At 55.8% G+C, this 23,275-nt stretch carries 22 protein-coding genes and 3 pseudogenes; 4 read left to right on the top strand and 21 right to left on the bottom strand.

What is annotated here, in order from left to right; all coding sequences use genetic code 11:
- Position 1: 1 nt before the first annotated feature.
- Positions 2–1,075, bottom strand: coding sequence for a 3-phosphoserine/phosphohydroxythreonine transaminase (gene serC / locus FG166_RS04200; RefSeq protein WP_015638841.1), 1,074 nt, complete (start codon positions 1,073–1,075; stop codon positions 2–4).
- A 259-nt stretch (positions 1,076–1,334) separates the two neighbouring features.
- Positions 1,335–2,354 (bottom strand): aldo/keto reductase, encoded by a 1,020-nt coding sequence (locus FG166_RS04195; RefSeq protein ID WP_003681862.1) that lies wholly within the window; start codon positions 2,352–2,354, stop codon positions 1,335–1,337.
- 94 nt (positions 2,355–2,448) lie between these two features.
- Between FG166_RS04195 and FG166_RS04190 the strand changes: the two genes are divergently transcribed.
- Positions 2,449–3,072: a histidine phosphatase family protein gene (locus FG166_RS04190; RefSeq protein ID WP_003681864.1), complete on the top strand. Its 624-nt coding sequence runs from the start codon at positions 2,449–2,451 to the stop codon at positions 3,070–3,072.
- A gap of 35 nt (positions 3,073–3,107) precedes the next feature.
- Positions 3,108–3,611 carry a hypothetical protein gene (locus tag FG166_RS04185; protein WP_003681865.1) on the top strand — a complete coding sequence of 168 codons (504 nt, stop codon included), beginning with the start codon at positions 3,108–3,110 and terminating at the stop codon, positions 3,609–3,611.
- 512 nt (positions 3,612–4,123) lie between these two features.
- Here the strand turns inward: FG166_RS04185 and lepA are convergent.
- The 11 genes and pseudogenes from lepA to FG166_RS04130 form a co-directional block, all read right to left on the bottom strand.
- Complete coding sequence (gene lepA, locus FG166_RS04180) at positions 4,124–5,956, bottom strand: translation elongation factor 4 (RefSeq protein WP_003681869.1); 1,833 nt, start codon at positions 5,954–5,956, stop codon at positions 4,124–4,126.
- A 67-nt stretch (positions 5,957–6,023) separates the two neighbouring features.
- Positions 6,024–7,109, bottom strand: coding sequence for a histidinol-phosphate transaminase (gene hisC, locus FG166_RS04175; protein ID WP_003681872.1), 1,086 nt, complete (start codon positions 7,107–7,109; stop codon positions 6,024–6,026).
- A gap of 12 nt (positions 7,110–7,121) precedes the next feature.
- The gene (gene hisE / locus FG166_RS04170) at positions 7,122–7,442 is read right to left on the bottom strand and encodes a phosphoribosyl-ATP diphosphatase (RefSeq protein WP_003681874.1); all 321 of its coding nucleotides are present in this window, start codon (positions 7,440–7,442) and stop codon (positions 7,122–7,124) included.
- 1 nt (position 7,443) lies between these two features.
- Complete coding sequence (hisI, locus tag FG166_RS04165; protein ID WP_003681876.1) at positions 7,444–7,761, bottom strand: phosphoribosyl-AMP cyclohydrolase; 318 nt, start codon at positions 7,759–7,761, stop codon at positions 7,444–7,446.
- Positions 7,731–8,516, bottom strand: a complete 786-nt coding sequence (hisF, locus tag FG166_RS04160) for an imidazole glycerol phosphate synthase subunit HisF (RefSeq protein WP_003681878.1) — start codon at positions 8,514–8,516, stop codon at positions 7,731–7,733. Before hisF (FG166_RS04160) ends, hisI begins: the two co-directional genes overlap by 31 nt.
- Positions 8,506–9,231, bottom strand: coding sequence for a 1-(5-phosphoribosyl)-5-[(5-phosphoribosylamino)methylideneamino]imidazole-4-carboxamide isomerase (gene hisA / locus FG166_RS04155; protein WP_003681880.1), 726 nt, complete (start codon positions 9,229–9,231; stop codon positions 8,506–8,508). Before hisA ends, hisF (FG166_RS04160) begins: the two co-directional genes overlap by 11 nt.
- Positions 9,228–9,836 (bottom strand): annotated as a pseudogene (gene hisH / locus FG166_RS04150) (imidazole glycerol phosphate synthase subunit HisH). The gene hisA and the pseudogene hisH overlap by 4 nt, the downstream one beginning before the upstream one ends.
- Positions 9,836–10,420, bottom strand: a pseudogene (gene hisB / locus FG166_RS04145) (imidazoleglycerol-phosphate dehydratase HisB). Before hisB ends, hisH begins: the two co-directional pseudogenes overlap by 1 nt.
- 1 nt (position 10,421) lies before the next feature.
- Positions 10,422–11,705, bottom strand: a complete 1,284-nt coding sequence (gene hisD, locus FG166_RS04140; protein WP_003681890.1) for a histidinol dehydrogenase — start codon at positions 11,703–11,705, stop codon at positions 10,422–10,424.
- Between the two features lies 1 nt (position 11,706).
- A complete protein-coding gene (hisG, locus tag FG166_RS04135) occupies positions 11,707–12,321 on the bottom strand; it encodes an ATP phosphoribosyltransferase (protein ID WP_003681892.1) in 615 nt (204 codons plus the stop codon).
- A complete protein-coding gene (locus tag FG166_RS04130; protein WP_003681893.1) occupies positions 12,314–13,474 on the bottom strand; it encodes an ATP phosphoribosyltransferase regulatory subunit in 1,161 nt (386 codons plus the stop codon). Before FG166_RS04130 ends, hisG begins: the two co-directional genes overlap by 8 nt.
- 421 nt (positions 13,475–13,895) lie before the next feature.
- Between FG166_RS04130 and FG166_RS04125 the strand changes: the two genes are divergently transcribed.
- On the top strand, positions 13,896–14,819 hold the full coding sequence (locus tag FG166_RS04125) for an IS30 family transposase (protein ID WP_137876810.1): 924 nt from the start codon (positions 13,896–13,898) through the stop codon (positions 14,817–14,819).
- A gap of 34 nt (positions 14,820–14,853) precedes the next feature.
- Here FG166_RS04125 and hisJ read toward each other — a convergent pair whose 3' ends face one another.
- From hisJ to hrcA, 7 genes and pseudogenes are all read right to left on the bottom strand, one after another.
- Positions 14,854–15,693, bottom strand: a complete 840-nt coding sequence (hisJ, locus tag FG166_RS04120) for a histidinol-phosphatase HisJ (RefSeq protein WP_003681894.1) — start codon at positions 15,691–15,693, stop codon at positions 14,854–14,856.
- Positions 15,694–15,900: 207 nt separating this feature from the next.
- Positions 15,901–16,653: pseudogene (gene hisF, locus FG166_RS04115) on the bottom strand (imidazole glycerol phosphate synthase subunit HisF).
- Between the two features lie 234 nt (positions 16,654–16,887).
- Positions 16,888–17,229: a type 1 glutamine amidotransferase family protein gene (locus tag FG166_RS09560; protein WP_003681897.1), complete on the bottom strand. Its 342-nt coding sequence runs from the start codon at positions 17,227–17,229 to the stop codon at positions 16,888–16,890.
- A 405-nt stretch (positions 17,230–17,634) separates the two neighbouring features.
- Positions 17,635–18,795: a molecular chaperone DnaJ gene (dnaJ, locus tag FG166_RS04105; RefSeq protein ID WP_003681899.1), complete on the bottom strand. Its 1,161-nt coding sequence runs from the start codon at positions 18,793–18,795 to the stop codon at positions 17,635–17,637.
- 111 nt (positions 18,796–18,906) lie between these two features.
- Positions 18,907–20,763 (bottom strand): molecular chaperone DnaK, encoded by a 1,857-nt coding sequence (gene dnaK, locus FG166_RS04100; protein ID WP_003681901.1) that lies wholly within the window; start codon positions 20,761–20,763, stop codon positions 18,907–18,909.
- 37 nt (positions 20,764–20,800) lie between these two features.
- Positions 20,801–21,388, bottom strand: a complete 588-nt coding sequence (grpE, locus tag FG166_RS04095) for a nucleotide exchange factor GrpE (protein ID WP_003681903.1) — start codon at positions 21,386–21,388, stop codon at positions 20,801–20,803.
- Between the two features lie 10 nt (positions 21,389–21,398).
- Complete coding sequence (gene hrcA / locus FG166_RS04090) at positions 21,399–22,445, bottom strand: heat-inducible transcriptional repressor HrcA (RefSeq protein WP_003681905.1); 1,047 nt, start codon at positions 22,443–22,445, stop codon at positions 21,399–21,401.
- Positions 22,446–22,570: 125 nt separating this feature from the next.
- On the opposite strand from hrcA, the gene FG166_RS04085 reads away from it, so the two are divergent.
- Positions 22,571–22,936, top strand: a complete 366-nt coding sequence (locus tag FG166_RS04085) for a hypothetical protein (RefSeq protein WP_003681906.1) — start codon at positions 22,571–22,573, stop codon at positions 22,934–22,936.
- Positions 22,937–23,066: 130 nt separating this feature from the next.
- Here the strand turns inward: FG166_RS04085 and FG166_RS04080 are convergent.
- Positions 23,067–23,275: transposase (locus tag FG166_RS04080; protein WP_369126132.1), on the bottom strand; the 209-nt coding region annotated here is incomplete at its 5' end.

The following is a 23,275-nucleotide window of genomic DNA, read 5'->3' as shown; positions in this document are numbered from 1 at the left end:
CCTAAATTTCTTGTTCAAACTGGTGCATGAAGTCACGCAGGGCCACGGCCCCGGCCAGTGGCATGGCGTTATACAGGCTGGCCCGCATCCCGCCGACTAAGCGGTGGCCCTTTAAGTTCACCAACCCGGCCGCGGCGGCTTCCTTGATGAAGCGCTGGTCAAGGTCGGCTTTCCCAGTAGTGAAGGGAATGTTGGTCAGGCTCCTTGAATCCGGCGCCACCCGGTTAGAGAAGAGCTTGGACTGGTCTAAGTAATCGTAAACCAGGCCGGCCTTTTGGCGGTTTAACTCGTCCATGGCCTGGACCCCGCCCTGTTCTTTTAACCACTTCAAGACCAGGTTGGCGAAGTAAATTTGAAAGACCGGCGGCGTGTTAAGGGCCGATTCCTTCTTGGCCAGGGCCGGGTAATTGAGCATGCTTGGCAGGCCGTGGTCTTCCGTTAGGTAGTCATTTTTGACCACCACGATCGTCACCCCGGCCGGGGCCAGGTTCTTCTGGGCGCCGGCGTAGATTAGGTCAAAGGAAGAAAAGTCGTAGGCCTGGCCCAAGAAGTTGGAGGACAGGTCCCCGACCAGCGGCACCGCCGTTTGCGGCAGGTCCTGGTAAGCCAGCCCCATGATCGTGTTGTTGGTGGTGATGTGAAGGTAGTCGTAGGTGTCAGCTGGTAGGTCTGGCACCGCCGGAATGTGGGCGAAGTCCGGTCCGGCCTCGGTGACCACGTCAACCGTCAAGTCCGGCAACTTCTTCGCCTCTTCAATCGCCCGGGCCGACCAGTGCCCGGTATCGGCGTAGGCCACCCGGTGGTGGTCACGGGCCAGGTTTAAGGGCACCATCGTAAACTGGAGGGTCCCCCCACCCTGCAAGAAGAGCGGTGTGTACTCGTCGGCGCTCAGCCCCATCAACTGCAAGAGCCGTTCCTTGGCCTGCTGGTAGATTTCTCGAAAGACCGGCGAGCGGTGGGAGATTTCTAGGATGCTTACTTGGCTACCCTGGTAATCCAGGAGCTCTCGTTGGACTTGTTCTAGCACCGGCCGGGGTAAGGTGGCTGGGCCAGCGGCGAAGTTGTAGGTTGGCATGGCAATTCCTCCTTGATTCCAAATGAAAAAAACGGGCCCCCACCTCTTTTGGTGGGGGCCCGTTTGTACCACGGTACCAAGGTCAGCCCCCACCAGGTGAAGGCCAACCCTAAAGGACGGCCTTCGTTAGCGTGAAGACCGTGATGAGGAAACTAAGTTGTAGCGATTGAATTGTAACATCTGGGTTTCCTCCTTTGTTCGTTCCTTTAAGTTAAGTAAATTCTAAGGGAACTCTCATCAAATGTCAATCATCAATTTGTTAATTAGTCCACTTGGTGTGGGTGTCCCGGTTATAGCCGACCTGACGGTTTTCGACCTCGACCGTCCCCCGGTGGCCGTGGATCGTCAACTCGTTCAGGGCGGTGTCGAGCCGTTGCATTTCGACCGGGGCCAAATCAACCTGAGCCGCCGCTAAGTTTTCCAAGATCCGCGCCCGGTTCTTGGAGCCCGGGATCGGCACCACGTTGGGGTACTTAGCCAGCATCCAAGCTAACGAAAGTTGGGCGGTCGTCACCCCCTTGGCCTCGGCGAACTGGTTGAGTAAGTGGATGACCGGTTGGTTTTTATCCATGTTTTCCTGGCTGAGTTGGGGCACCCAGTTCCGGACGTCATCCGCTTTTTCAAACTGGCTGGTACTGTGCAGTTGGCCAGATAAAAAGCCGCTGGCAATTGGCGAGAAGGGCACCAGCCCGATCCCGTTTTCTAAGCAGTAGGGCTGGATCGTTTGCTCGCAGTCACGTTCCAGCATGTTATAGAGGTTTTGGACGGCCGAGACCGGCGTCACCTGGTCGGCTTCTTTTAAGAGGTCCAAGGAGACTTGCGACAGCCCCCAGCCCCGGATCAGGCCCTGGTCGATTAACTTGCCCATCGCCAGCGACACGTCACTGAGGGCCACGTCCTCGTTGACCCGGTGGAGGTAGTAGAGGTCAACGTAGTCGGTCTGCAGGTTTTCCATTGACAGGGCTAAGTGATGGCGCAGCGCCCCTTCGACGCCGTATTCGGCCACCTCTTCTGGTTCAATCCGGACCTTGGTGGCTAAGACTACCTGGTCGCGGAAGGGGTGAACGGCCTCACCCACCAGTTGTTCATTGTGGCCGGGGAAGAAGCGCTCCTTGCCGTAGCCCTCGGCGGTGTCAAAGAAGGTGCACCCCGCCTGGTAGGCCGCCCGGATGGAATCAACTGCTTCGTCATGGTCGGGCACCGTTCCGTAGCCGTGAGAAAAGCCCATGCAGCCCATCCCGACGTCTGAAACCGCGATTTTACGTAAGTAACGTGTCATCAAAATCCCTCCTTTTGATGACCAGAATACGCTTTCTTACCCGAATTGGCGACAATCTTTGCTATAATCTTTGAAAAAGAACGGAGGATTTCTCATGACTGAACTTTACATTATCCGCCACGGGCAAACGGCTGCCAACGTCGCCGGGCTCAAGCAGGGGACGATCGACGACGAGCGTACCTACCTGTCTGAAACGGGGATCGCCCAGGCCAAGGAACTGGCCGGCGCCTTGGACCTGACTGGTTTTGCCGCCCTCTACCACTCCCCTCTGCACCGGACGGTTGAAACGGCGCAGATTGTTAACCAAACGGCCCACCTGCCAATGGTCGCCGACGACCGCTTGCTCGAAATTTCCTACGGCGATTGGGACGGCCAGTTAAACGCCGACCTGATGACTAAGTACCCGGACCTCTTTGATCCCCTAATCAACGACGTCCGGGCCGCCTACGCCCCGGTCGCTAACGGGGAAAGCTTTGCCAGCGTCGAAGCCCGGGTGCAAGCCTTCACCGAAGAGGTCGCTAAGGCCCACCCTGACGAACGAGTCGCCGTCGTCACCCACGGCTTCACCGTCCGCTCCTTTGCCATTAACGCCACCCAGTCGCACGACCTGACGATTTTAGAACCCGCCAACTGCAGCGTCACCAAAATCCTAGTTGACCCCACTAGCGGCGACCAGCACCTAGTTTACTATAACCGCAGCGCCAGCCCGGCCTTTTAGCGCCGTGCTAAAATGGGGGCGAGAGGAGATAATTTATGAAGCAACAACAATTGATCGGCGCCCTATTGCTTAGCGGATTCCTGCTTGGCATAACCGGGTGCGGTCAGGTCAAAAGCAAGCGGTCTAGTCAAGCCTCAAGTAGCCACAGTAGCCAACAACGGGCCGCTGCTATCACTTCGGCTAGCTTAACGTCCACCGGTGCATCCCCCACGGTCAGCGCCCCTTTTGCGACCGCCTCGGCGGCGGGGATCACTGCGCCCACCACCCAGCCCAGTAACGCCAGCCAAAGCAGTAGCCAGTCCGGGGTCGTCGTCCACAACGCCGAAGAAGCCCTGGCGCTGGCCGAATCGATCTACGGGGATGATAACGGCGACTACCAGTGGGTCATCATGAGCCAATCGGATGGGCAACCGGCCCAAAACGAGGACGGCAGCTACTTCGTCAAGGCAATTTCCAAACAAGCGATGGTCGAGGGCTCGATGACCGGGACCGCGCTGAGCCTCCGGGTCTACCCCAACGGAACAATTATAAGCAACTAGCAGTTTTACCCAAAAATATCATAATATTTTATGGTGATGTGTGCGACTTAATAGACATCTTTAGCGGCGAATATAACGTCATTTTCCTTAATTACAAAAAGGAATAACCCGTTTGTCTTTGGTAAACAAGTAGTTTATAAACCATAAATAAATAAATTAATTATCAACAATAAAAATCATTACATTTCCCTGGTTTTACTTTTTAATTATTTGTGATAATATAATTTGTAGAGTGATAGTGATTCTCCCAATCTTGCTACACTCCGTATGATAACCTAACATACTCCGAGAGGAGGAGCCCGACCTTGGCTCCTCCTTTTGGTTTTTATAAGAAAACAAAACGCCTCGCGCCGCATTTTGCGACGTGGGGCGTTTTTGCGTGCTAGGTTACACAGATAACATGCTCCCCAACCGCAGGCCTAGTGGCTAAGTACGGGCAATGAACGATGCTTATCGCATCAACCCTTGCCCTAGCTTAGCCCACGGCCTGCTTTATGGTTGGGTCGCACTTCTTAATTATCAATCTCTTCATCCGTCTGCAGGACGGCCATGAAGGCGGCCTGCGGCACTTCAACCTTGCCGACGGCCTTCATCCGCTTCTTCCCGCGCTTTTGCTTATCCAAGAGCTTGGCCCGCCGGTCGGGGTCCCCAGTGTGGATCCGGGCGGTCACGTCCTTGCGGTAGGCCTTGATGTTGGTCCGGGCGATGATCTTGGAACCAATTGCGGCCTGAACCGGGATTTCGAAGTTTTGCCGCGGGATGATCTTCTTGAGCTTGGAGGCAATCTCGCGGCCCCGTTCCTCGGCAAAGTCGCGGTGGGAAATGAAGCTCAAGGCGTCGACGCGGTCCCCATTCAAGAGGATGTCGATCTTGACCAGGTCGGACGGCCGGTAATCGTCGATCTCGTAGTCCAAGGAGGCGTAACCACGCGTCGAGGACTTGAGGCGGTCAAAGAAGTCGTAGATGATTTCCGACAGCGGGATGTGGTAGATCACGTTGACCCGGGTGTCAGACAGGTATTCCATCGTGTCGAACTGGCCCCGCTTGCGTTGGCACAGCTCCATCACGGCGCCGACGTAATCGTTAGGTACCATGATCGAGGCCTTGACGAATGGTTCTTCGATCGACTTGATCTCGGTGACGTCCGGCATTTCGGCCGGGTTTTCGACGTTTTTGGTTGACCCGTCGTGCAAGTTGACGTGATAGGTCACCGACGGGGCGGTGGTGATTAAATCAAGGTCAAACTCGCGCTCCAAGCGTTCTTGAATCACGTCCATGTGCAACATCCCGAGGAAACCACAGCGGAACCCGAAGCCTAGGGCCTGGGAGCTTTCCGGCTCGAAGGTCAGGGCGGCGTCGTTTAACTGGAGCTTTTCTAAGGCGTCACGCAGGTCGTTAAACTTGGCGTTGTCGGTTGGGTACAGCCCGGCGTAGACCATTGGCTGCATCTGGCGGTAACCGGCCAGGGGCTTATCGGTCGGGTGGTTGGCGTCGGTGATCGTGTCCCCGACCCGGGCGTCCTTGATGTCCTTAATGGCGGCGGTCACGTAACCAACGTCGCCGGCCATCAAGAAGTCGCGGGCCAGCGGTTTGGGCGAGTTGATGCCGACTTCGGCCACTTCGTAAACCGCCTTTGAGTTCATAAACTCGATCTTATCGCCCTTCTTGACGGTCCCCTCCTTGACCCGCACGGACAAGACCACCCCGCGGTAGTCATCGTACTTGGAGTCAAAGATCAGGGCCTTGAGCGGCGCCTCTAAATCGCCGGTCGGCGCCGGGATGTCTTGGACGATCTTTTCTAAGACCTGGTCGACGTTGACCCCGGTCTTAGCCGAGATGTCGACGGCCTCGTCGGTGTCTAAGCCAATTTCGTCTTCGATCTGCTTTTTGGTCCCCTCCGGATCAGCGGACGGCAGGTCAACCTTGTTGATGACCGGCAGGATCTCCAGGTCATTATCGATCGCCAGGTAGGTGTTGGCTAAGGTCTGGGCCTCGACCCCCTGGGTGGCGTCGACGACCAAAATCGCCCCTTCACAGGCGGCCAAGGAGCGCGACACCTCGTAGGAGAAGTCGACGTGACCCGGGGTGTCAATTAGGTGGAAAATATAATCCTGGCCGTCCTGGGCGTGGTAAGTCAGGGTGACGGCGTTTAACTTAATCGTGATTCCGCGTTCCCGTTCCAGGGGCATGTCGTCTAAGATCTGGTTTTTCATTTCGCGCTTGCTGATCGTGTCGGTCATTTCTAAAATCCGGTCGGCCAGCGTCGATTTCCCGTGGTCGATGTGGGCCACGATCGAAAAGTTGCGAATTCGCTGTTGGCGTTCCTTCATTGCTGCTAAATCCATGCACTATGCCTACTTTCTTCCGTAAAGTCTGCTTCTAGTATAGCAAAGACCGCCCGCCGGCGCCAAATTATGCTTGTTGCTTGAGCCAATCGGCCACCAGGGCCTGCATGACGGTGGTGTCTTCTGCGGGCCCAATCGTCAGGCGCAGCCAGTCCGGTTGCAAGTGGCGCCGGACCTGGAAGCCCTTCTCCAACAGGGTTTGGGCCAGGTCAGCGGCGTTTTTGACCGTGAAGTAAATGAAGTTGGCCTGACTCTTAAAGTACTTAACCCCCTGCTGGTCAAAGAAGTCTTCCCACTTGGCCCGCTCAACCGCATTCTTGGCGGCCGCTTCCTTGACGAAGTCCTGGTCCCTTAAAGCGGCCACGGCCGCTACCTGGGCCAGGGTGTTGAGGTTGTAAGGGAGCCGGATCTTTTGCAAAATCGCCGCCAATGCGACCGGCATCACGGCAAAGCCGACCCGGACGTTGGCCAACCCGTAGGCCTTAGAAAGGGTCCTTAAAACCGCCACGTTTTGGTACCGCTTGACCAGCGGCAGGCAGGTCGCCTTGGCCGGGTCGTCAGCGAAGTCCAAGTAGGCCTCGTCAATGAACACCAGGGTGTCTTTAGGGACTTGGCGCACGAAGTCCTCAATCGCCTGGGGGCTTTCCAAGACCCCGGTCGGGTTATTGGGGTTGCAGATCCAAACCAACCGGGTCGCCTCGTTAATCACGGCCAGGGCGCCGGCAAAGTCGAAGTGGCCGGTCGCCGGGTTAACGGGCACCTCCTTGACGGCCGCCCCCTCAACCGTAGCGTGCAGTGCGTACTCGGAAAAGGCGGGCTTGGCGACCACCACCTGATCGTCCGGGGTCAAAAAGGCGCGGGCCACCAATTCGATGATTTCGTCGAGGCCGACGCCAAAGACCAGCTGGTCGCCAGCAACGTTTAACTGCTGGCCGACCAGGGCCCGTAACTCGCTGGCGTCTCCGTCTGGGTAACGGTTGAGCGCCCCGTCGTTAATCGCATTGATCAGGGCCTCTTTAACCAACGGCGAGGTCCCGTACGGGTTTTCGTTGGCCGACAGGCGGGCCAGGCGCTTTAAGTGGTACTTGCTTTTAACCCGTTGAACCGGTTCTTCTGGCACGTAGCTTTGAATTTGGTTGATCCCTGCTTTCATTCCCCTACCCCCTTATAAGTCCTTAATCTCCGGGCGGTCCTTAAAGTCGCTCATCAAGCCCTCGCGCTTGCCTAGCTCCTCTTTGATGTCATCGTAGGTCAGCCCCTGTTCAACGAGCAGGACCATCAGGTGGTACAAGAGGTCGGCCGTTTCATACTGGAGCTCGGCGGTGCCTTCGTTTTTGGCGGCCACAATCACCTCGGTGGTTTCCTCGCCGACCTTCTTTAAAATCTTGTCTAACCCCTTAGTGAAGAGGTAATCGGTGTACGACCCCTCCTTGGGGTTGGCCTTTCTGGCGGCGACCATTTGGTATAAGCTTTCTAAATCTTGCATCTTAATCTTCCTTTCCCTGCACCTGGTTGAAAAAACAAGACCGTGCCCCGGTGTGGCAAGCCGGGCCGGCCGGGTCCACTTTGACCAAGAGGGTATCTTGGTCGCAGTCCAACCACATTTCCTTGACGACCTGGGTGTTGCCAGAAGTCGCCCCTTTGTGCCAGAGTTCCTGGCGTGAGCGTGACCAAAACCAGGTCTCCCCAGTTTGCTTGGTCAGCCGGTAGCTCGCTTCGTTCATCCAGGCGACCATTAACACGTCCTTAGTGGTTGCGTCCACCACCACCGTCGTTAAGAGCCCCTTTGTAAAGTCTGGTTCCACCGGACCGGCACCCCCTTTTTAATCAGGTCCTCTTTGACCTGGGCAATCGTTAGCTGCTGAAAGTGAAAGACGGAAGCGGCCAGGGCCCCGGTGACCCCCGAGTTCAAAAAGACGTCGGCAAAGTCATCGATCTTCCCGGCCCCCCCGGAGGCGATCACCGGCACGTCGACGGCCGCCGTTAGTTCCTTGTAAAAGGCGGTGTCGTAACCATTCTGGGTGCCGTCCTTGTCCATCGAAGTGACCAGGAGCTCCCCCGAGCCCAGGGAAACGACCTGCTTGGCCCAGGCAAGCGCCTCGAGGCCGGTGGGCTTGGTTCCCCCGTGGGTGTAAACCATCTTTTGCCCGGTCGCCGGGTCGGTTTTGACGTCAATGGCGGTGACGAGACACTGGTTACCAAACAGGCGGGCGCCCGCACTGATCAGGTCCGGATTGGCCACGGCCGAGGAGTTTAAAGAAACCTTATCGGCCCCGGCCAACAGGAGGGCCCGCATGTCTTCAACTGAGCGGATCCCACCGCCGACCGTTAGCGGCATAAAGACCTGCCGGGAGACGGCGGCCACCATGTCGACGGTCGCCTGACGGCCCTGGTTAGTGGCGGTGATGTCTAAAAAGACCAGCTCGTCGGCCCCTTGTTCCTGGTAGCGGCGGGCAATCGCTACCGGGTCACCAACGTCCACCAGGTTGACAAAGTTGACCCCCTTTTTAACCCGGCCATCGGTCACGTCTAGGCAGGGGATAATTCGTTTAGTCAGCATTGGCGTTGGCCTCCTTAATCTCCTCGAGCGTCAGCGTCCCCTCAAACATTGCCCGGCCGACGACCGCTTCTTTGACGCCGACTCGCTTGAGGGCGTCAATGTCTGCTAGGTTGCGGATCCCGCCGGAGGCAATGATGTTGGCGGTTGGGAACTGGGCCTGCAAGTCGCCGAGCAGGTTCAAGTTGGGACCTGCCATCATCCCGTCCTGGGCGACGTCGGTAACGATGAAATTAACGGCGCCCGCTTCCACCAGCCGGCCAATTAAGGTTGCCATTGGCACCGTCGACTGGCTGAGCCAGCCTTCCATGGCCACCATCCCATCCTTGCCGTCGACGCCGATCACAATCCGGGCGCTACCCCAGTCATTTAACACCCGGCGGGTCAGCTGGGGGTCCTTGACGGCCACCGAGCCCAAGATGACCCGGTCAATCCCCAGCTTTAAGTAGTCGGCGACCGCCTGGGCGGTCCGGATCCCGCCGCCCAGCTCGATCATGCCGGTAAAGGAGTCGCGGATTGCTTTGACCACCGCCTGGTTAGCCGGGTGGCCGAGTCGGGCGCCATCCAGGTCGACTAAGTGGAGGCGGTCGATCCCCGCCGCCTGAAAGCGTTCTACCTGGGCCAGGGGGGTGTTTTCAATTAGGGTCGCTTGGTCAAAATCGCCCTGCTTCAAACGGACGCTTTGGCCGCCCTGCAGGTCAATGGCTGGGTTAATCATTTTTCTACCCCCTTTAAGAATTGCTCTAACAAACCGAGGCCGACCGTGCCGCTCTTTTCGGGGTGAAACTGCATTCCCACCACGTTGTCTTTTTGAACGATCGCCGGCACCAGTACCCCGTAATCGACGACCGAGACGACGTTTTGGACCGGCGTCTAGGCGTAATAGGAGTGGACAAAGTAGGTAAATTCCCCGTCAACCTGCCGGTAGGCGCTCGCCGGGTTGACCAAGCGGTTTTGGTTCCAGCCCACTTCGGGCACCAAGAGGCCCGGTTGCTTGGGCAACTCCACGACTTGGCCGGGGATAAAACCGAGGCCAGCGGTTTGGCCGTATTCGGTCGAATAATCAAAGAGCATCTGCATCCCTAAGCAGATTCCCAAGAAGGGTGTGCCCTTTTTCACCGCTTCTTTAATTGGCTCAACCAACCCCCGTTGCTTCAAGTTGGTCATTGCCGCGTTAAAGGCGCCGACGCCAGGGAGGATCAGGCCGTCGCTGGCTAAAATTTTAGCCGGGTCGGCGGTTAAGGTCGCCTGCACCCCCAGGTAGGCAAAGGTCTTTTCGACGTTATAGGTGTTGCCGGCCCCGTAATCAATGATCGCAAGCATTAAATGACCCCCTTCGTGGAGTTAACCCCCTCAATCGCCGGGTTAATCGTGACCGCCTGGCGCAGGGCGCGACCGGTCGCCTTAAAGAGCGCTTCGATTTTGTGGTGGGTGTTACGCCCGTACAAGACCCGGGCGTGCAGGTTCATCTCGGCGGCAAAGGCCAGGGCCTGGAAAAAGTCCTCGGTAACCTCGGTTTCGAAACTACCCAGCCGCGGGTTGGTCAGTTCGGCGTCAAAGACCAGGTAGGAGCGCCCCGACAGGTCGACGACCACCTGGGCTAGGGTTTCGTCCATTGGCACCATGGCGTCGCCGTAGCGTTCGATTTAGACTTTGTCGCCCAGCGCCTCCTTGAGGGCCTCGCCAAGCACAATCCCAGTGTCTTCGACCGTGTGGTGGGCGTCGACTTCTAGGTCACCGGTTGCCTTGACCACCAGGCCAAAGCGGCCGTGCTTGGCCAACAAGTTCAGCATGTGGTCGAAGTAGCCGACCCCGGTATCAATTTGGATCCCGCTTTGTTGGTCCAGGTTGAGGCTAACCTCGATTTGGGTTTCCTTGGTTTGGCGTTTAATGGTGGCAGTTCGCATCTTAATCTCCCTCCTTAAAACGGGCTTCAACGGCGCGGGCGTGGGCCTCCAGCCCCTCGGCCCGGGCCAAGTCGGCGACTTCTTGCACCACCCCGGCCAGGGCGGCTTCGGTGTATTGCAAGAACTGGGTCCGCTTAACGAAATCGTACACCCCTAGTGGTGAGGCAAAGCGGGCGGTTCCCCCGGTTGGCAAGACGTGGTTTGGCCCGGCTAGGTAATCGCCGAGCGGCTCGGAGGCGTAACGGCCCAAGAAGACCGAGCCGGCGTTTTGCACCTTGCCCATCGCGGTGATCGGGTCCTGGACCTGGAGTTCCAAGTGCTCCGGGGCGATCGAATTCATCAGTTCAAACATTTCGTCTTGGTCCGCCATTACGGCAATGAAGCTACGGTTGGCGATCGCTTCTTGGGCAATTTCCTGACGCGGCAGGGTTTTTAACTGCTGGTCAACGGCGGCGGAAACGGCCTCGGCCAGTTCCACGCTGTCGGTGACTAGCATCGCCCGGGCGCGCCGGTCGTGTTCGGCCTGCGATAAGAGGTCGGCGGTTACTTCGTCCGGGTTGGCGTTGCCGTCCGCGATGATCCCGATTTCCGACGGCCCGGCCACCATGTCGATGGCGACCTGGCCAAAAACCTGTTGCTTAGCGGTGGCGACGAAGATGTTCCCCGGGCCAACGATCTTATCGACTTGCGGGATGCTTTCGGTCCCGTAGGCTAAGGCGGCGATCGCTTGGGCACCCCCGACTTGGTAAACGGCGTCGACGCCGGCCAGGTAGGCGGCGGCCAGCACCGTCTGGGAGATCCCCTCCCTTTGCGGCGGCGTGACCATCACCAACTTACCGACCCCCGCTAGCTTGGCGGGAATCGCGTTCATCAGGATCGTCGACGGGTACGCGGCGGTGCCCCCCGGCACGTAGAGGCCCACCCGGGCTAAGGGGGTCACCTTTTGGCCCCGCACCACCCCGGGCGTGGTTAAATCGGCAAAGCCGTTCTCAATTTCTTGTTGGTGGAAGCTAGTGATGTTGGCCTTAGCGGTGGCCAGGGCGTCCTTGAGGTTTGACGGCAGGGTTTGGTAGGCCGCCTCCAGTTCGGTTTGTGGGACCGCAAACTCTTTAACGTCGACCTTATCAAACTGGGCGCCGTAATTGCGGAGGGCGGCGTCGCCTTCTTGGCGGACGGTTTGGATGATCTCGGCAACCGTTGCGACAATCTGGGGGTCGACGGTGGCGCTGGTGTAGTCGTCCACGATTTGCTTCATTTCGGTGAGGTTCTTTTGGTAAATCTTCATGTTAGTTTCCTCCCTTGAGGGTGGTGACAAAGCAGTAAATCTCGTCCCGTTTTTGCTTGAGGGCCAGCGGGTTGGCCACTAACCGGGTCGAAACCTGATCGAGGCGGTCGTAAATGACTAGGTGGTTTTCCTTCAGCGTCCGGCCGGTTTCGGTGATGTCAATAATGGCGTCGGCCAGGCCAATTAAGGGGGCTAACTCCACCGACCCCTCCAACTTGATGATGGCGACGTCTTGGCCGCGGCGAGCAAAGTAGCGTTGGGCGACCCGGGGGTACTTGGTGCCGATCACCTTGCGCCCCGGGCGGTCGGGGTCAAAGTCTTCGGTTGAAGCCAGGATAAATTGGCACTGACCGGTTTTTAGGTCCAAGAGTTCGTCACTTTCGGCGTCTTGTTCCATCAGGATGTCGCTGCCGACGATCCCCAGGTCGACCACCCCGTTGGTCAGGTAGGTTAAGACATCCGGCCCCTTGGCGAGGATGAACTCAAACTGGTCGGCCACTTCAATGATCAAGCGGCGCTGCTTGTTTTCTAAGGGGCTGGTGTCAAAGCCCCGCTGGGCCAGCAGGGCGGTGAACTGTTCTTCCACCCGCCCCTTGGTTAAGGCGATTTTAAGCATCGATTAAGTCCCCCTCTTCGTTCATGACTTTAAGTTGCTGGCCGGTTACCGCTGCTTGGGTGCGGGCCGCTACCAAACTGTCGGCCAGACAGGCCTCGTAGGCAGGATCCCCCCCGTAGCGCTTGGCAAAGGTCGGCCAGTCGGCTAGTTGGCAAAAGACTAGGGTTGGCTTCGCTTGGTCCCTCGGGGCGCTCCGTTCCAACAGCTGGGCGATGAGGGTTACGTCAATCCCCAGCCCAATCGCCGGTTCGCTCTTTTCCTGGAAGTTGGCCAGGAGGTTATCGTAGCGGCCCCCCGATACCAGGTAGGTACTAGTTTGGTCGGCGTAGGCCTTGAAGGTCACCCCGGTGTAGTAAGCCTGCGGTGCGGCGGTCGAAAAGTCGACCAAGAGCTCTTGGTCGCCCAGCTGGGCCACCAACTTGGCGAGGTCCAACACCTCCTGCATCGCCTCCCTGGCCGCTGGGTTGACCCACAGCGGCGCCACCATTTTTTCGACCACGTCCGCCTTACCAAACAGCCAGGTCCACTCCACCAAGAAGGGGTAGTGGCGCTCCCGTTTAAAGGGGGCAATCGCCGCCTCGTAGTCGGGGACGTTTTTGTTAAAGAGGGCGGCCTTGATCGCTTCTTTTTGCCGCTCGCTGGCCGGCAAGTCGGCTAACACCAGGTCGGCTAGCCTGGCCTGCCCCAGTTCCACCAGCAGCCGCCCATTAAAGAGGTCCCGGTTTAACTCGCTGATCACCGTTAGGCACTCCAACTCGGCCCGGCGTGATTGAAAGCCAACCAGTTCGATCCCCGCCTGGGTGGATTGGTTATAAAGCCCGGTCAGCTGGCGGTTACGGCGGAACTGCTCGCCCACGTAGGCAAAGCTGGTGGGCAAGCTGACGTTAGTCGTCGCCAAAAAGCGGGCGATCGGCAGGGTCAGGTCCGGGCGTAGCACCAAGTCCTGACCATCGGCTTCTAAGATCCGGTAGAGGCTTTCGGCCTGCAACTCGTAGGGGCCAAAGACGTCCCGGTATTCCAACAGGGAGGTCTCGATCAGGGTGTAGTGATGTCGTTGAAACAGGCCCGTTAGGTAATGACGGACGCTTTCCTTTTGGGTCGCTTGGGGACCAAAGTTGTCCCGCAAGCCAGCTGGTAACTTGTAATCTTGCATCAAACTCAACCTCCTTTGGAATAAAAAACGCCCCCTTGCATTGCTGCAAGAGGGCACAGGAGCGCGGTTCCACCTCCGTTCACCCCTCCCTCACGAAAGGGGCCTCACGTTGAAGCTAACTTCAACCCTGCTAACGGGTGGTCCCGGGCCGACCTACTCCGTTCAGCCGTCCAGTTCCCAGGTGTGGTTCGAAGCGGGGGTCAATCGCCATCCCAGCGCCGGCGACTCTCTGCTTGGGAGCCCCACTCCTACTCTCCTGGTCCTTACTCATTTTTTACTCACTAAATTTTAATAGAAATATACGCCACTTTTTTTAAAAGGGGCAGATTGTAAAATTTAAGTTGAACATTTAAGTGGACAGAAAAACCCATCAAGGTCTTTAATGGTGTTACCACACAATCCATTAGAAAGAAGGACCTTGATGAGCACCACTATTTTATCATTCCAGAACCGTGTTGTCATTGAAACGCTTCATAATGAAGGACGTTCCTTGCGATACATCGCTAACTACTTAGGCTTTAGTAAGACCACCATCTTTAACGAACTTCACCGGCTAAATAGTGAGTACCAGGCTGGGCTAGCGCAGACTGACTTTGAACGAAAGGTTAGTCAACGGGGGCGGAAGTCTTCGCTCACTAAAAACCTTAAACACTTGGTCGAGGAAAAGATTCAAGTCCAGAAGTGGTCCCCTGAACAAGTTGCCCATGTGGTGGGGATTACCTACAAGACGGTCTATAACTGGATTGATCAAGGCTGGCTTGATATACAGTTGCCCGATTTGCCTGATCATGGAATTCGTCGTCATCGTGCTAAAGAAAAGCGTGGTACGTTCAATCACGGCCGCTCCATTGAGGAGCGGCCTCATAAAGTCGAAACTCGCCAGGAATTCGGCCACTTTGAAGCTGATACCGTACTTTCTGGCAAACGTAAAGGTCAGGCTGTGGCTACTTTTGTGGAACGTAAGAGTCGCCTGACAATTGTTAAACGGCTCCATGGTCGCGACAGTCAGTCCATGACTCAAGCCGTACTTGAACTAGCTAGTCAACTTCAAGACAAGCTCAAGACGCTTACCGTGGATCATGGTAAAGAGTTCGCTAACTATCAGACAATTGAACAGCTAACAGGTACTCAGGTTTATTTTGCCCATGCTTATTCACCACATGAACGTGGTAGTAATGAGAACCGTAACCGAGTTTTGCGACGGTTTATTCCCAAGGGACAAGCCATTGAAGAGCTGAGCGATCGCCAGCTGGTTCAAATCAATTGGTATCTGAATTCCCGACCACTTAAATGTCTTAACTGGCACACACCAATCGAGATCTTCTTGCTTAATCTACGTCACTAAATTCGTTCAAGTTATTTCTTGCAATCTGCCAAGGTCAAACCTTTTGGCTAAATTTTTCAAACAAGTGGTAGGCGTGCCCCACCTCGACCGTGGCGTGGGCGTCGGAACCAAAGACCAACGGCAGCCCCAATTCCTTGGCCCGGGCGGCGATTTCCCACCCCGGGTAAAAATCGTTGCAATCGGCCTTAAACAGCCCGGCGGTGTTGAAATCAATTTCCCAGTCGTCGGCGACCATTTGGGCCAACAGGCGCTCAATGGCTTGCCAAGTGGTGGCGTCAAAGTCGGTGTCGAGGCCGAAACGGTCCTGGTACTTTTTAATCAGGGTTAGGTGGCCCAAGCGCTTCGGGGCGTTGGGCCCTAAGTCGCAGTTAACCGCCCGTTGCAACTGGCTGAAGTAATAGCGGTACAGTTCCTGGGGATGGGTGATCAACTCGCCAAAGCCCTGCTCTAGTTCCTCGGGGCTATAATCGACCCCGTAATAGCGGCCGTCGCGGCCCGGCAAATAGTGGACCGACAAGATGCCGCCGTCAACTTGTGGGCCGTAGTGGTCCCAAAAGTGGCGGCGGTCGGCTTCAAAACCGGCCAGGTAATCCAACTCAAAGCCGATGTGGACCTTAATTTGAGCGGCGAAGCGTTCCTTGATCTGGTTGGCTAATTCCAGGTAGTCATCGACCTGGTCAATTCTTAACGAGGCGGTTTGGATGTCATCTAAGGGGCCCCCGAAGGCATCGCTAAAGTTCACCGGCAACGGGGCGTGCTCGGTCACCCAGTAGTCGGTAAAGCCCAGCTCGATCGCCCGTTCCACCATCGCTTCTAAGTGGTCACCACTGCCGTGCGGGCACAACTCGGTGTGGGTGTGGCCATCAACTTTCATAAAAAAACCTCCTGCCTAAAATTGTCACTAGTATACGCTTGGCCAACTAAAAAAGCACCCGTCAATGAAGTGCCTTAATGATTGTTTAACGAACTAGAGGGAAGTGCGGACCAACCATAAAGCAGGCCGTGGGCTAAGGATAGGACACAGGTTAGCGCGTCAGCGGTGTCCTTGATTCTGCCAAGGAGGTGATTCCCCACTCTATACTTACCGAACCAAAATCCCCTTTTCGAGTAGGGTCTCTTTGACCTCGCTAATCGTCATCTGGTCGAGGTGGAAGGCCGAGGCGGCCATCGCCCCGGTGACCCCGGAGTTGACAAAGACCTCTTCAAAGTCCACCGTCGAGCCGGCCCCGCCCGAGGCCACCACCGGAATGGTCAGGGTGGTGGTCAAGTCACGATAAAAGGCGGTATCGAAGCCGTTTTCGGTCCCATCACGGTCCATCGAGTTAACCAGGAGCTCCCCGACCCCCAGCTCGACGACCCGCAAGGTCCATTCGTAAGCATCGAGTTCGGTGTTGCCCGGGGTGCAAACGATCTTGCGGTTGGTACGCGGGTCGACGTGGTAATCTAGTATGGCGACGATGCTTTGGTTACCAAAGACCTGGGCGACCTTGGGAATAAAGTCCGGCGCCATGATTGACCGGGTGCTAATCCCCACCTTATCGGCCCCGGCTAACAACAGGTTTCTAACCTCCACGACCGTCCGCACGTTGCACACGACCGTCATCGGCATAAAGACCTGTTGAGAAATGGCCTCGACCATATCCAGCAATTTCTGGCCACCGCCGGCCTACTTGGGATCCGTGATGAAAACCAGGCCGTCCGTACCGTTTTCCTGGTACTTAAAGGCCAGCTCGACCGGGTCGCCAACGTCCAATAGTCGCTCGCTGCCCAGTAGGCGCTTTTTGACCCGACCATCAATCACGTTTAAGCACGGCAAAATCCGCCTCGTCAGCATCTGCTTCACCTCCCCTACTTACGTAACTCACCTTGCCACCACTCCTTCGAGAAAGTCATTTAATAAATTCAAGCCCATTGGCCCGCTCTTTTCGGCTTGAAACTGCATCCCGACCACGTTGCCCCGGTGAACGATCGTCGGGATGACGACCCCGTATTCGGCCGTGGCGACAATGTTTTGGGGCGCCGTTTGGACGTAATAAGAGTGGACAAAGTAGGTGTACTCCTCATCAATTTAGTTAAAGCGGCTGACCGGGTTTCCCAGCCGGTTCATGTTCCAGCCGACAATCGGCACCGGCAGTTGCGGGGTGCTCGGGATTTCGGTCACCCGGCCCTTAATTAAGCCCAGGCCGGGAATTAAACCGCCCTCCGTTGAGTAATCAAATAGCAACTCCATGCCGAGCCCGATCCCCAGTAAGGGAACCCCCTGTTCCACCGCCCGCCGGATGGGTCCGATCAGGTGGCGTTGCATGAAGTTGGTCATCCCGGACTGGTAGGTGCCGATCCCGGTTAAAATGATTCCATCGCTAGAAATAACTTGTTTGGCGTCGTTGGTCAATACCGTCTTTGCTCCCAATTAGGCAAACGCCTTTTGGACACTATGAGCATTGCCCGCGCCGTAATCAATAAGTGCAAGCATTGGCCCTCTATCGACCCCCACCCGGGCCGACTCCTTTCTTCTCTTTTGTGTGCATTTCTCCCGTGTAGCCGATTAGTAACAAAAAGCCCCCCTGCATGATAAGCAAGGGGACTCCCGAGTACGGTTTGCCCGAACCCCGCTCGTGGTGGGGTTCTTCCTTGCTGATTGGGGACGCCATCGCTAACCTCAGCCCTACTTCAGCCGTTACTCATCGTCTACATATTCTCTATCCAAATAATAACCCAAAACCGCTTAATTAGCAAAAATTATTGTGCAAACAAAACAAAAAGCGCCCTTTTAGAGCGCCTTTATTAAACAATTAATGATCGAAAGCTAACCATCTTATTTATTATCTTCGAAGGCATCCTTAAGCTTATCAAAAAATCCCGCTTTGACGCCCTTCACGTCTTCACCAGAGGCCGCCGCAAAGGCCAGCATCGCCTCGCGTTGGCGCTTGTTCAAGGTCTTTGGCGTTTTAACGTGAACGGTGACGTATTCATCGCCGTTCCCGTTACCGTTGACCCGCGGAACCCCCTTGCCACGCAGGCGGAACTTGGTTTCCGACTGGGTCCCGGCCGGGATCTTCAAGTCAACGTCGCCGTGAACGGTCTTGGCTTGAACGTGGTCCCCCAGGGTCGCCTGGGAAATCGAGATGTCTTGGTCGACGTAGATCGTGTTGCCATCCCGCTTGAAGTCGCGGCTCGGCGTGACCCGGAAGACGATGTACAAGTCACCGTATGGGCCGCCGTTCTTGCCGGCTTCCCCTTGGCCCTGCAGACGCATCTGCTGACCATCGTCAATTCCTTGCGGCACCTTCACCTTGAGTTCGTGCCGTTCCTCGGTTACCCCGGCACCGTGACAGGTGTCACACTGGTCGGCCGGGTCGATCACTTGGCCCTTACCGCCACAGGTTGGGCAGACTTCTTGGGACTGCATCATCCCCATCATCGTTTGCCGTTGCCGAAGGACGTACCCTTGGCCGTGACAAGTGGAACAGGTGTGGGCGGACTTGCCCGGCTTAGCCCCCGACCCGTGACAGGTGTGGCACTCGGCGGACCGGTTGTACTTGATCGAAGTCTCCTTACCAAAGACGGCATCCATGAAGTCCAGGGTCATCGTGTACTGGAGGTCGCGCCCTTGTTGTGGTGCGGACGGATCACGCCGGGCCCGGCCCCCACCAAAGATGTCACCAAAGATATCGGAGAAGTCGCCAAAACCACCCTGGCTGAAGCCGCCCTGGCCAAAGCCACCGAAGCCACCTTGACCGCCAAAACCGCCCGCTTGGGAGCCGGTCGTGCCAAACTGGTCGTATTGGGCCCGCTTTTGGTCGTCACTCAAGGTTTCGTAGGCCTCGTTTATCTTTTTAAACTTTTTTTCGGCGCCCGGCTCGTGGTTTACGTCCGGGTGGTACTTGGCCGCCAACTTCCGGTAGGCCCGCTTAATTTCGGCCTCCGAGGCGTCCTTTTTGACACCGAGAACGTCGTATAAATCTTCTTCTGCCATGAATACCTCTCACTAAATTTTGTAGGTTATTATCGCACAGTTCACCATAGCAAGCAAAAGCCAAAGTCCGGTTTCCTGGCCTTTGGCTTCTTGCTCAATTATAGGACCTAATTACTTCTTGTCGTCGGGGTTAACTTCTTCAAAGTCCCCGTCAACGGTGTTGTCGTCGTCCTTCTTGCCGTCACCTTGGTCGCCAGTTGGTTGGCCACCGTTAGCTTGGTTTTCTTGTTGGGCTTGTTGGTACAACTTAACGGTCAGGTCCTGAACGATCTTGTTTAAGTCATCCTTTTTGGCCTTCATGTCCTCTAAGTTGTTGTCGTCCTTCGCCTTTTGCAGGGCGTCCTTGGCGTCTTGGGCCTTCTTGATTTCGTCGTCGGAAACCTTCCCCTTGAGTTCTTCTAAGGTCTTGTCGGTTTGGAAGAGGAGTTGGTCGGTTTCGTTACGTACGTCGGCTTCTTCCTTCTTCTTCTTGTCGGCTTCGGCGTTGGCTTCGGCGTCCTTTTTCATCCGTTCGATTTCTTCGTCGGTCAAACCAGAGTTGGACTTGATGGTGATGTTTTGCTTCTTGTGGGTCCCTTGGTCTTCGGCAGAAACGTTGACGATCCCGTTCTTGTCGATGTCAAAGGTTACCTTGATTTGCGGAACACCACGTGGTGCAGGCGGAATGTCCGTCAGTTGGAAGTTCCCGAGCGTCTTGTTGTCGGCGGCCATTGGGCGTTCACCCTGGAGGACGTGAATGTCAACGGCTGGTTGGTTGTCCGCGGCCGTGGAGAAGACTTGGCTCTTGGAAGTTGGTATGGTGGTGTTGCGGTCGATCAGCTTAGTGAAGACGCCCCCCATCGTTTCAATCCCGAGGGACAGCGGCGTCACGTCGAGGAGAACGACGTCCTTAACGTCACCGGTTAAGACCCCACCTTGGATGGCGGCCCCGAGGGCAACGGCTTCGTCCGGGTTGATTGAGTGGTTTGGTTCCTTACCGGTCAAGGACTTCACCATTTCTTGAACGGCCGGGATCCGGGTGGAACCACCGTTTAAGATCACTTCGTCAATGTCTGAGAAGCTGAGTTCGGCGTCCTTTAAGGCGTTTAGAACCGGTTGCTTAGTCCGTTCAACCAGGTCGTTAGTCAATTGGTTGAATTGGGCCCGGGTTAAGGTCTTTTCCAAGTGGAGCGGACCGTTGTCGCCGGACGTGATGAACGGCAGGGAGATTTGGGCTTCTTGAACCCCGGAAACGTCCTTCTTGGCCTTTTCAGCGGCGTCCTTGAGCCGTTGAAGGGCCATCTTGTCTTGGGACAGGTCGATGCCGCTTTCTTGCTTGAAACCGTCAATCAGCCAGTCCATGATCTTTTGGTCGAAGTCGTCCCCCCCGAGGTGGGTGTCCCCGTTAGTAGAGAGCACTTGGAAGACCCCATCCCCGAGTTCGAGGATCGAAACGTCGAAGGTCCCACCACCAAGGTCGTAAACCAGGATCTTTTCGTCCCTGTCCTTCTTGTCCAGCCCGTAAGCCAACGAAGAAGCGGTTGGTTCGTTGATGATCCGCTTAACGTCTAAACCGGCGATCTTCCCAGCGTCCTTGGTAGCTTGACGTTGGGCGTCGTTGAAGTAAGCCGGCACCGTGATCACGGCTTCGGTCACCGTGTCACCGATGTAGTCTTCGGCGTACTTCTTGATGTATTGTAAAATCATGGCCGAAATTTCTTGCGGCGTGTACTTCTTGCCTTCGATGTCAACGGTGTAGCCGGCTTCACCCATGTGGCTCTTGATCGACTTGACCGTGTTCGGGTTGGTGATTGCTTGGCGCTTGGCCACTTCCCCAACTTGAACTTCACCGTTCTTAAAGGAAACAACGGACGGCGTGGTCCGGCCCCCTTCTGGGTTGGTGATAATCTTTGGTTCGTTACCTTCCATCACGGCAACGGCGGAGTTAGTAGTACCGAGATCGATACCAATAATCTTGTTACTTGCCATACTTAAATCCCTCTTTTAATTATTAATTTTCAGTTTGTTACTGGGCCACGATCACCATGGCTGGGCGCAGGACCCGGTCATGCAAGACGTAACCGGCCTGGAGCACCTGCACAACGGTGTCCGGCTTTTGATCACCACTAGCAGCGACGGTTTGCACCGCTTGTTGCGTGGTCGGATCAAAGGGTTGGTTTAACGCCTCAACTTCTTTGATGTCGTGGTCGGCTAAGGCCTTTTCCAGGTGGTCGTGTACCATTTGGATCCCCTTCTTGAGTTGTTGACCGTTTTCGTCTTCAACTTCAATTTCCAGGGCCCGCTTTAAGTTGTCCAAAACCGGCAAAATGCCCTTGGCCAGGTCCTGACCATCGTACTTGAGCAGTTGCGCCTGTTCCTTTTTAAAGCGCTTGGTCATGTTTTGCATTTCGGCTTGGGCCCGCAGGTTCTGGTCCTTTTGGTCATCCAGTTGCTTGGTTAATTCTTCAACTTGCTTTTGCAAATCGGCAACTTTTTCGGTCTCCCCGGCCTTAGCCGCCGGTTCCTTGTCCGACGTCCGTTCCTGCTTAGCCTTTACTTCCCCCTCGTTTGGGGCTGCGGAAGCTTGGGTGTTCTTTTCCTCATCTTTTGCCATTTAATCCCTCCTAGGAGTCGTAATAGCGGCGGTAGTGGTCAAGTAAGCGCTTGGCCAGCTCGCGGCGGAAGGCCTCCACCAACCCAATGGTCCTAGCGTAGGGCATCCGGGTCGGGCCTAAGACGGCGATGATACCTTCCCCATACTGGTCAACTTGATACTTTGCTGTGATCAAACTGTAGTCATCTAAGACCTGGTTGTCGGCAATCTCATTTCCAATCCGAACCGAGATATCGTGTTCGTCATCCGGATCCAAAATGGCCTGCAAATTGTTGCCGTGGTCCAAGAGCGCGTACAATTCTTGGACCGCCGCCGGGTTTTGCTGGTTGGCAAAGCCTAGCAAATTCAACCGTCCCCCCACAAAGAAGCGCTCGTGAGCGGCCCGGGAAGCCACCGAATCAAAGATGTTCAAGAAGCCCTCGGGTTGGTGGAGGTGGCGGGTCACCTGCAACGGGATGTCCGTGACGAGGCGCTTAACCACCTCCGGTAAGGTTAGCCCGGTTAGCTGGTCGTTGATCAATCGGATGACTGCTTCCATGGCCTCGGTGTCGATCCCCCGGGGCAGGGTGAAGGATTGACTCTCCACGTCCCCGGTGTCCGTTACCAAGATGGCAATCACCCTGTGGTTGCCCAGCGGAACCAGGCGAAAACCACTTAGGCGGGCGTCCTTTTGCTCCGGCTTTAAGGTAAAGGCGGTGTAACTCGTCAGGTTCGACAAGAGGTCGGCCGAGTGCGAAACGATCTCATCAATCTTTTGGTACTCGGTACCCAACGAGTTTTGAATTACAATCAGGTCATTTTCAGTTACCGACAACGGATCCAGTAAGTGGTCGACGTAATAACGGTACCCCAGCTTGGACGGTACCCGCCCGGAACTGGAGTGCTCCTTTGTCACCAGCCCTTCGTGCTCTAACACCGCCATTTCGTTTCGAATGGTGGCCGAAGAGACCTTTTTGGCCAGGTGATCGACAAGTGCCTTGGAGCCGACCGGTTGACCGGTCGTGGTGTATTGGCGTACAATCGCTTGCAGGACTTCTTCTTGACGTTTGGTTAGCATCTTGATCACTTCCTTTTAGCACTCTGGCCATCTAAGTGCTAAATACAATGTATAATATACCAACCGTCCCGTTAAAAGTCAACAAAAGTCAAAGATCTTTTCGCAATTTATCACCGAGGAACATCATGCCAGCAGATCACCGTTATATCCAGCCCCAAAGCGCCAAGGAAGCCATGGAGCTGATCCAAAAGCTTTTTAATTCATACCGCAACGCCCCGCTAACTAGCGAGCTATTGAACTACCATAATAACCTGGTTGCCCGTTTAAACGACGATATCATGGCCGCCGCTACCACCGAGGGTCCCAAGCGCGTCGAACAGCTGACCGGCATGATCGAGCTAATGCAAGCGTGGACCCGGATCCGGCTCAGTGGGCGCCCCTTCTTGGGCAAGATGCGCCACTTTAAACTAGAAGATGGCAACCAACCTAAATACAAGCGCCGGGTCCACAAGATAAACGGGACCAGCAACCACCGCGCTAGCCGCCACTAATTAAATCAATTATCACCGCCCCTCCCCGCGCCGAGTGCGTGGTGAGGGGCTTTTTAGTGGGGGCAACATGGGACCACTTTGTTAAAAATAATTACCTTTTGGTAGATTGCAAGAAATAACTTGAACAAATTTAGTAACGCAGATTACGCAAAAAGATCTCAATCTGTGTTCGCCAATTTAAACATTTGAGTGGTCGGCAATTCAAATACCAGTTAATTTGAATCAATTCATCATCGGTAATCTCATCAATCGGTTGACCTTTGGGAATGAAGCGGCGTAGTACTCGGTTGCGATTTTCATTACTGCCTCGTTCATGTGGTGAATAGGCATGGGCAAAAT

Source organism: Limosilactobacillus fermentum, from assembly GCF_013394085.1.
Taxonomy (GTDB): domain Bacteria; phylum Bacillota; class Bacilli; order Lactobacillales; family Lactobacillaceae; genus Limosilactobacillus; species Limosilactobacillus fermentum.
This window is presented reverse-complemented; position numbering and strand designations above follow the sequence as displayed.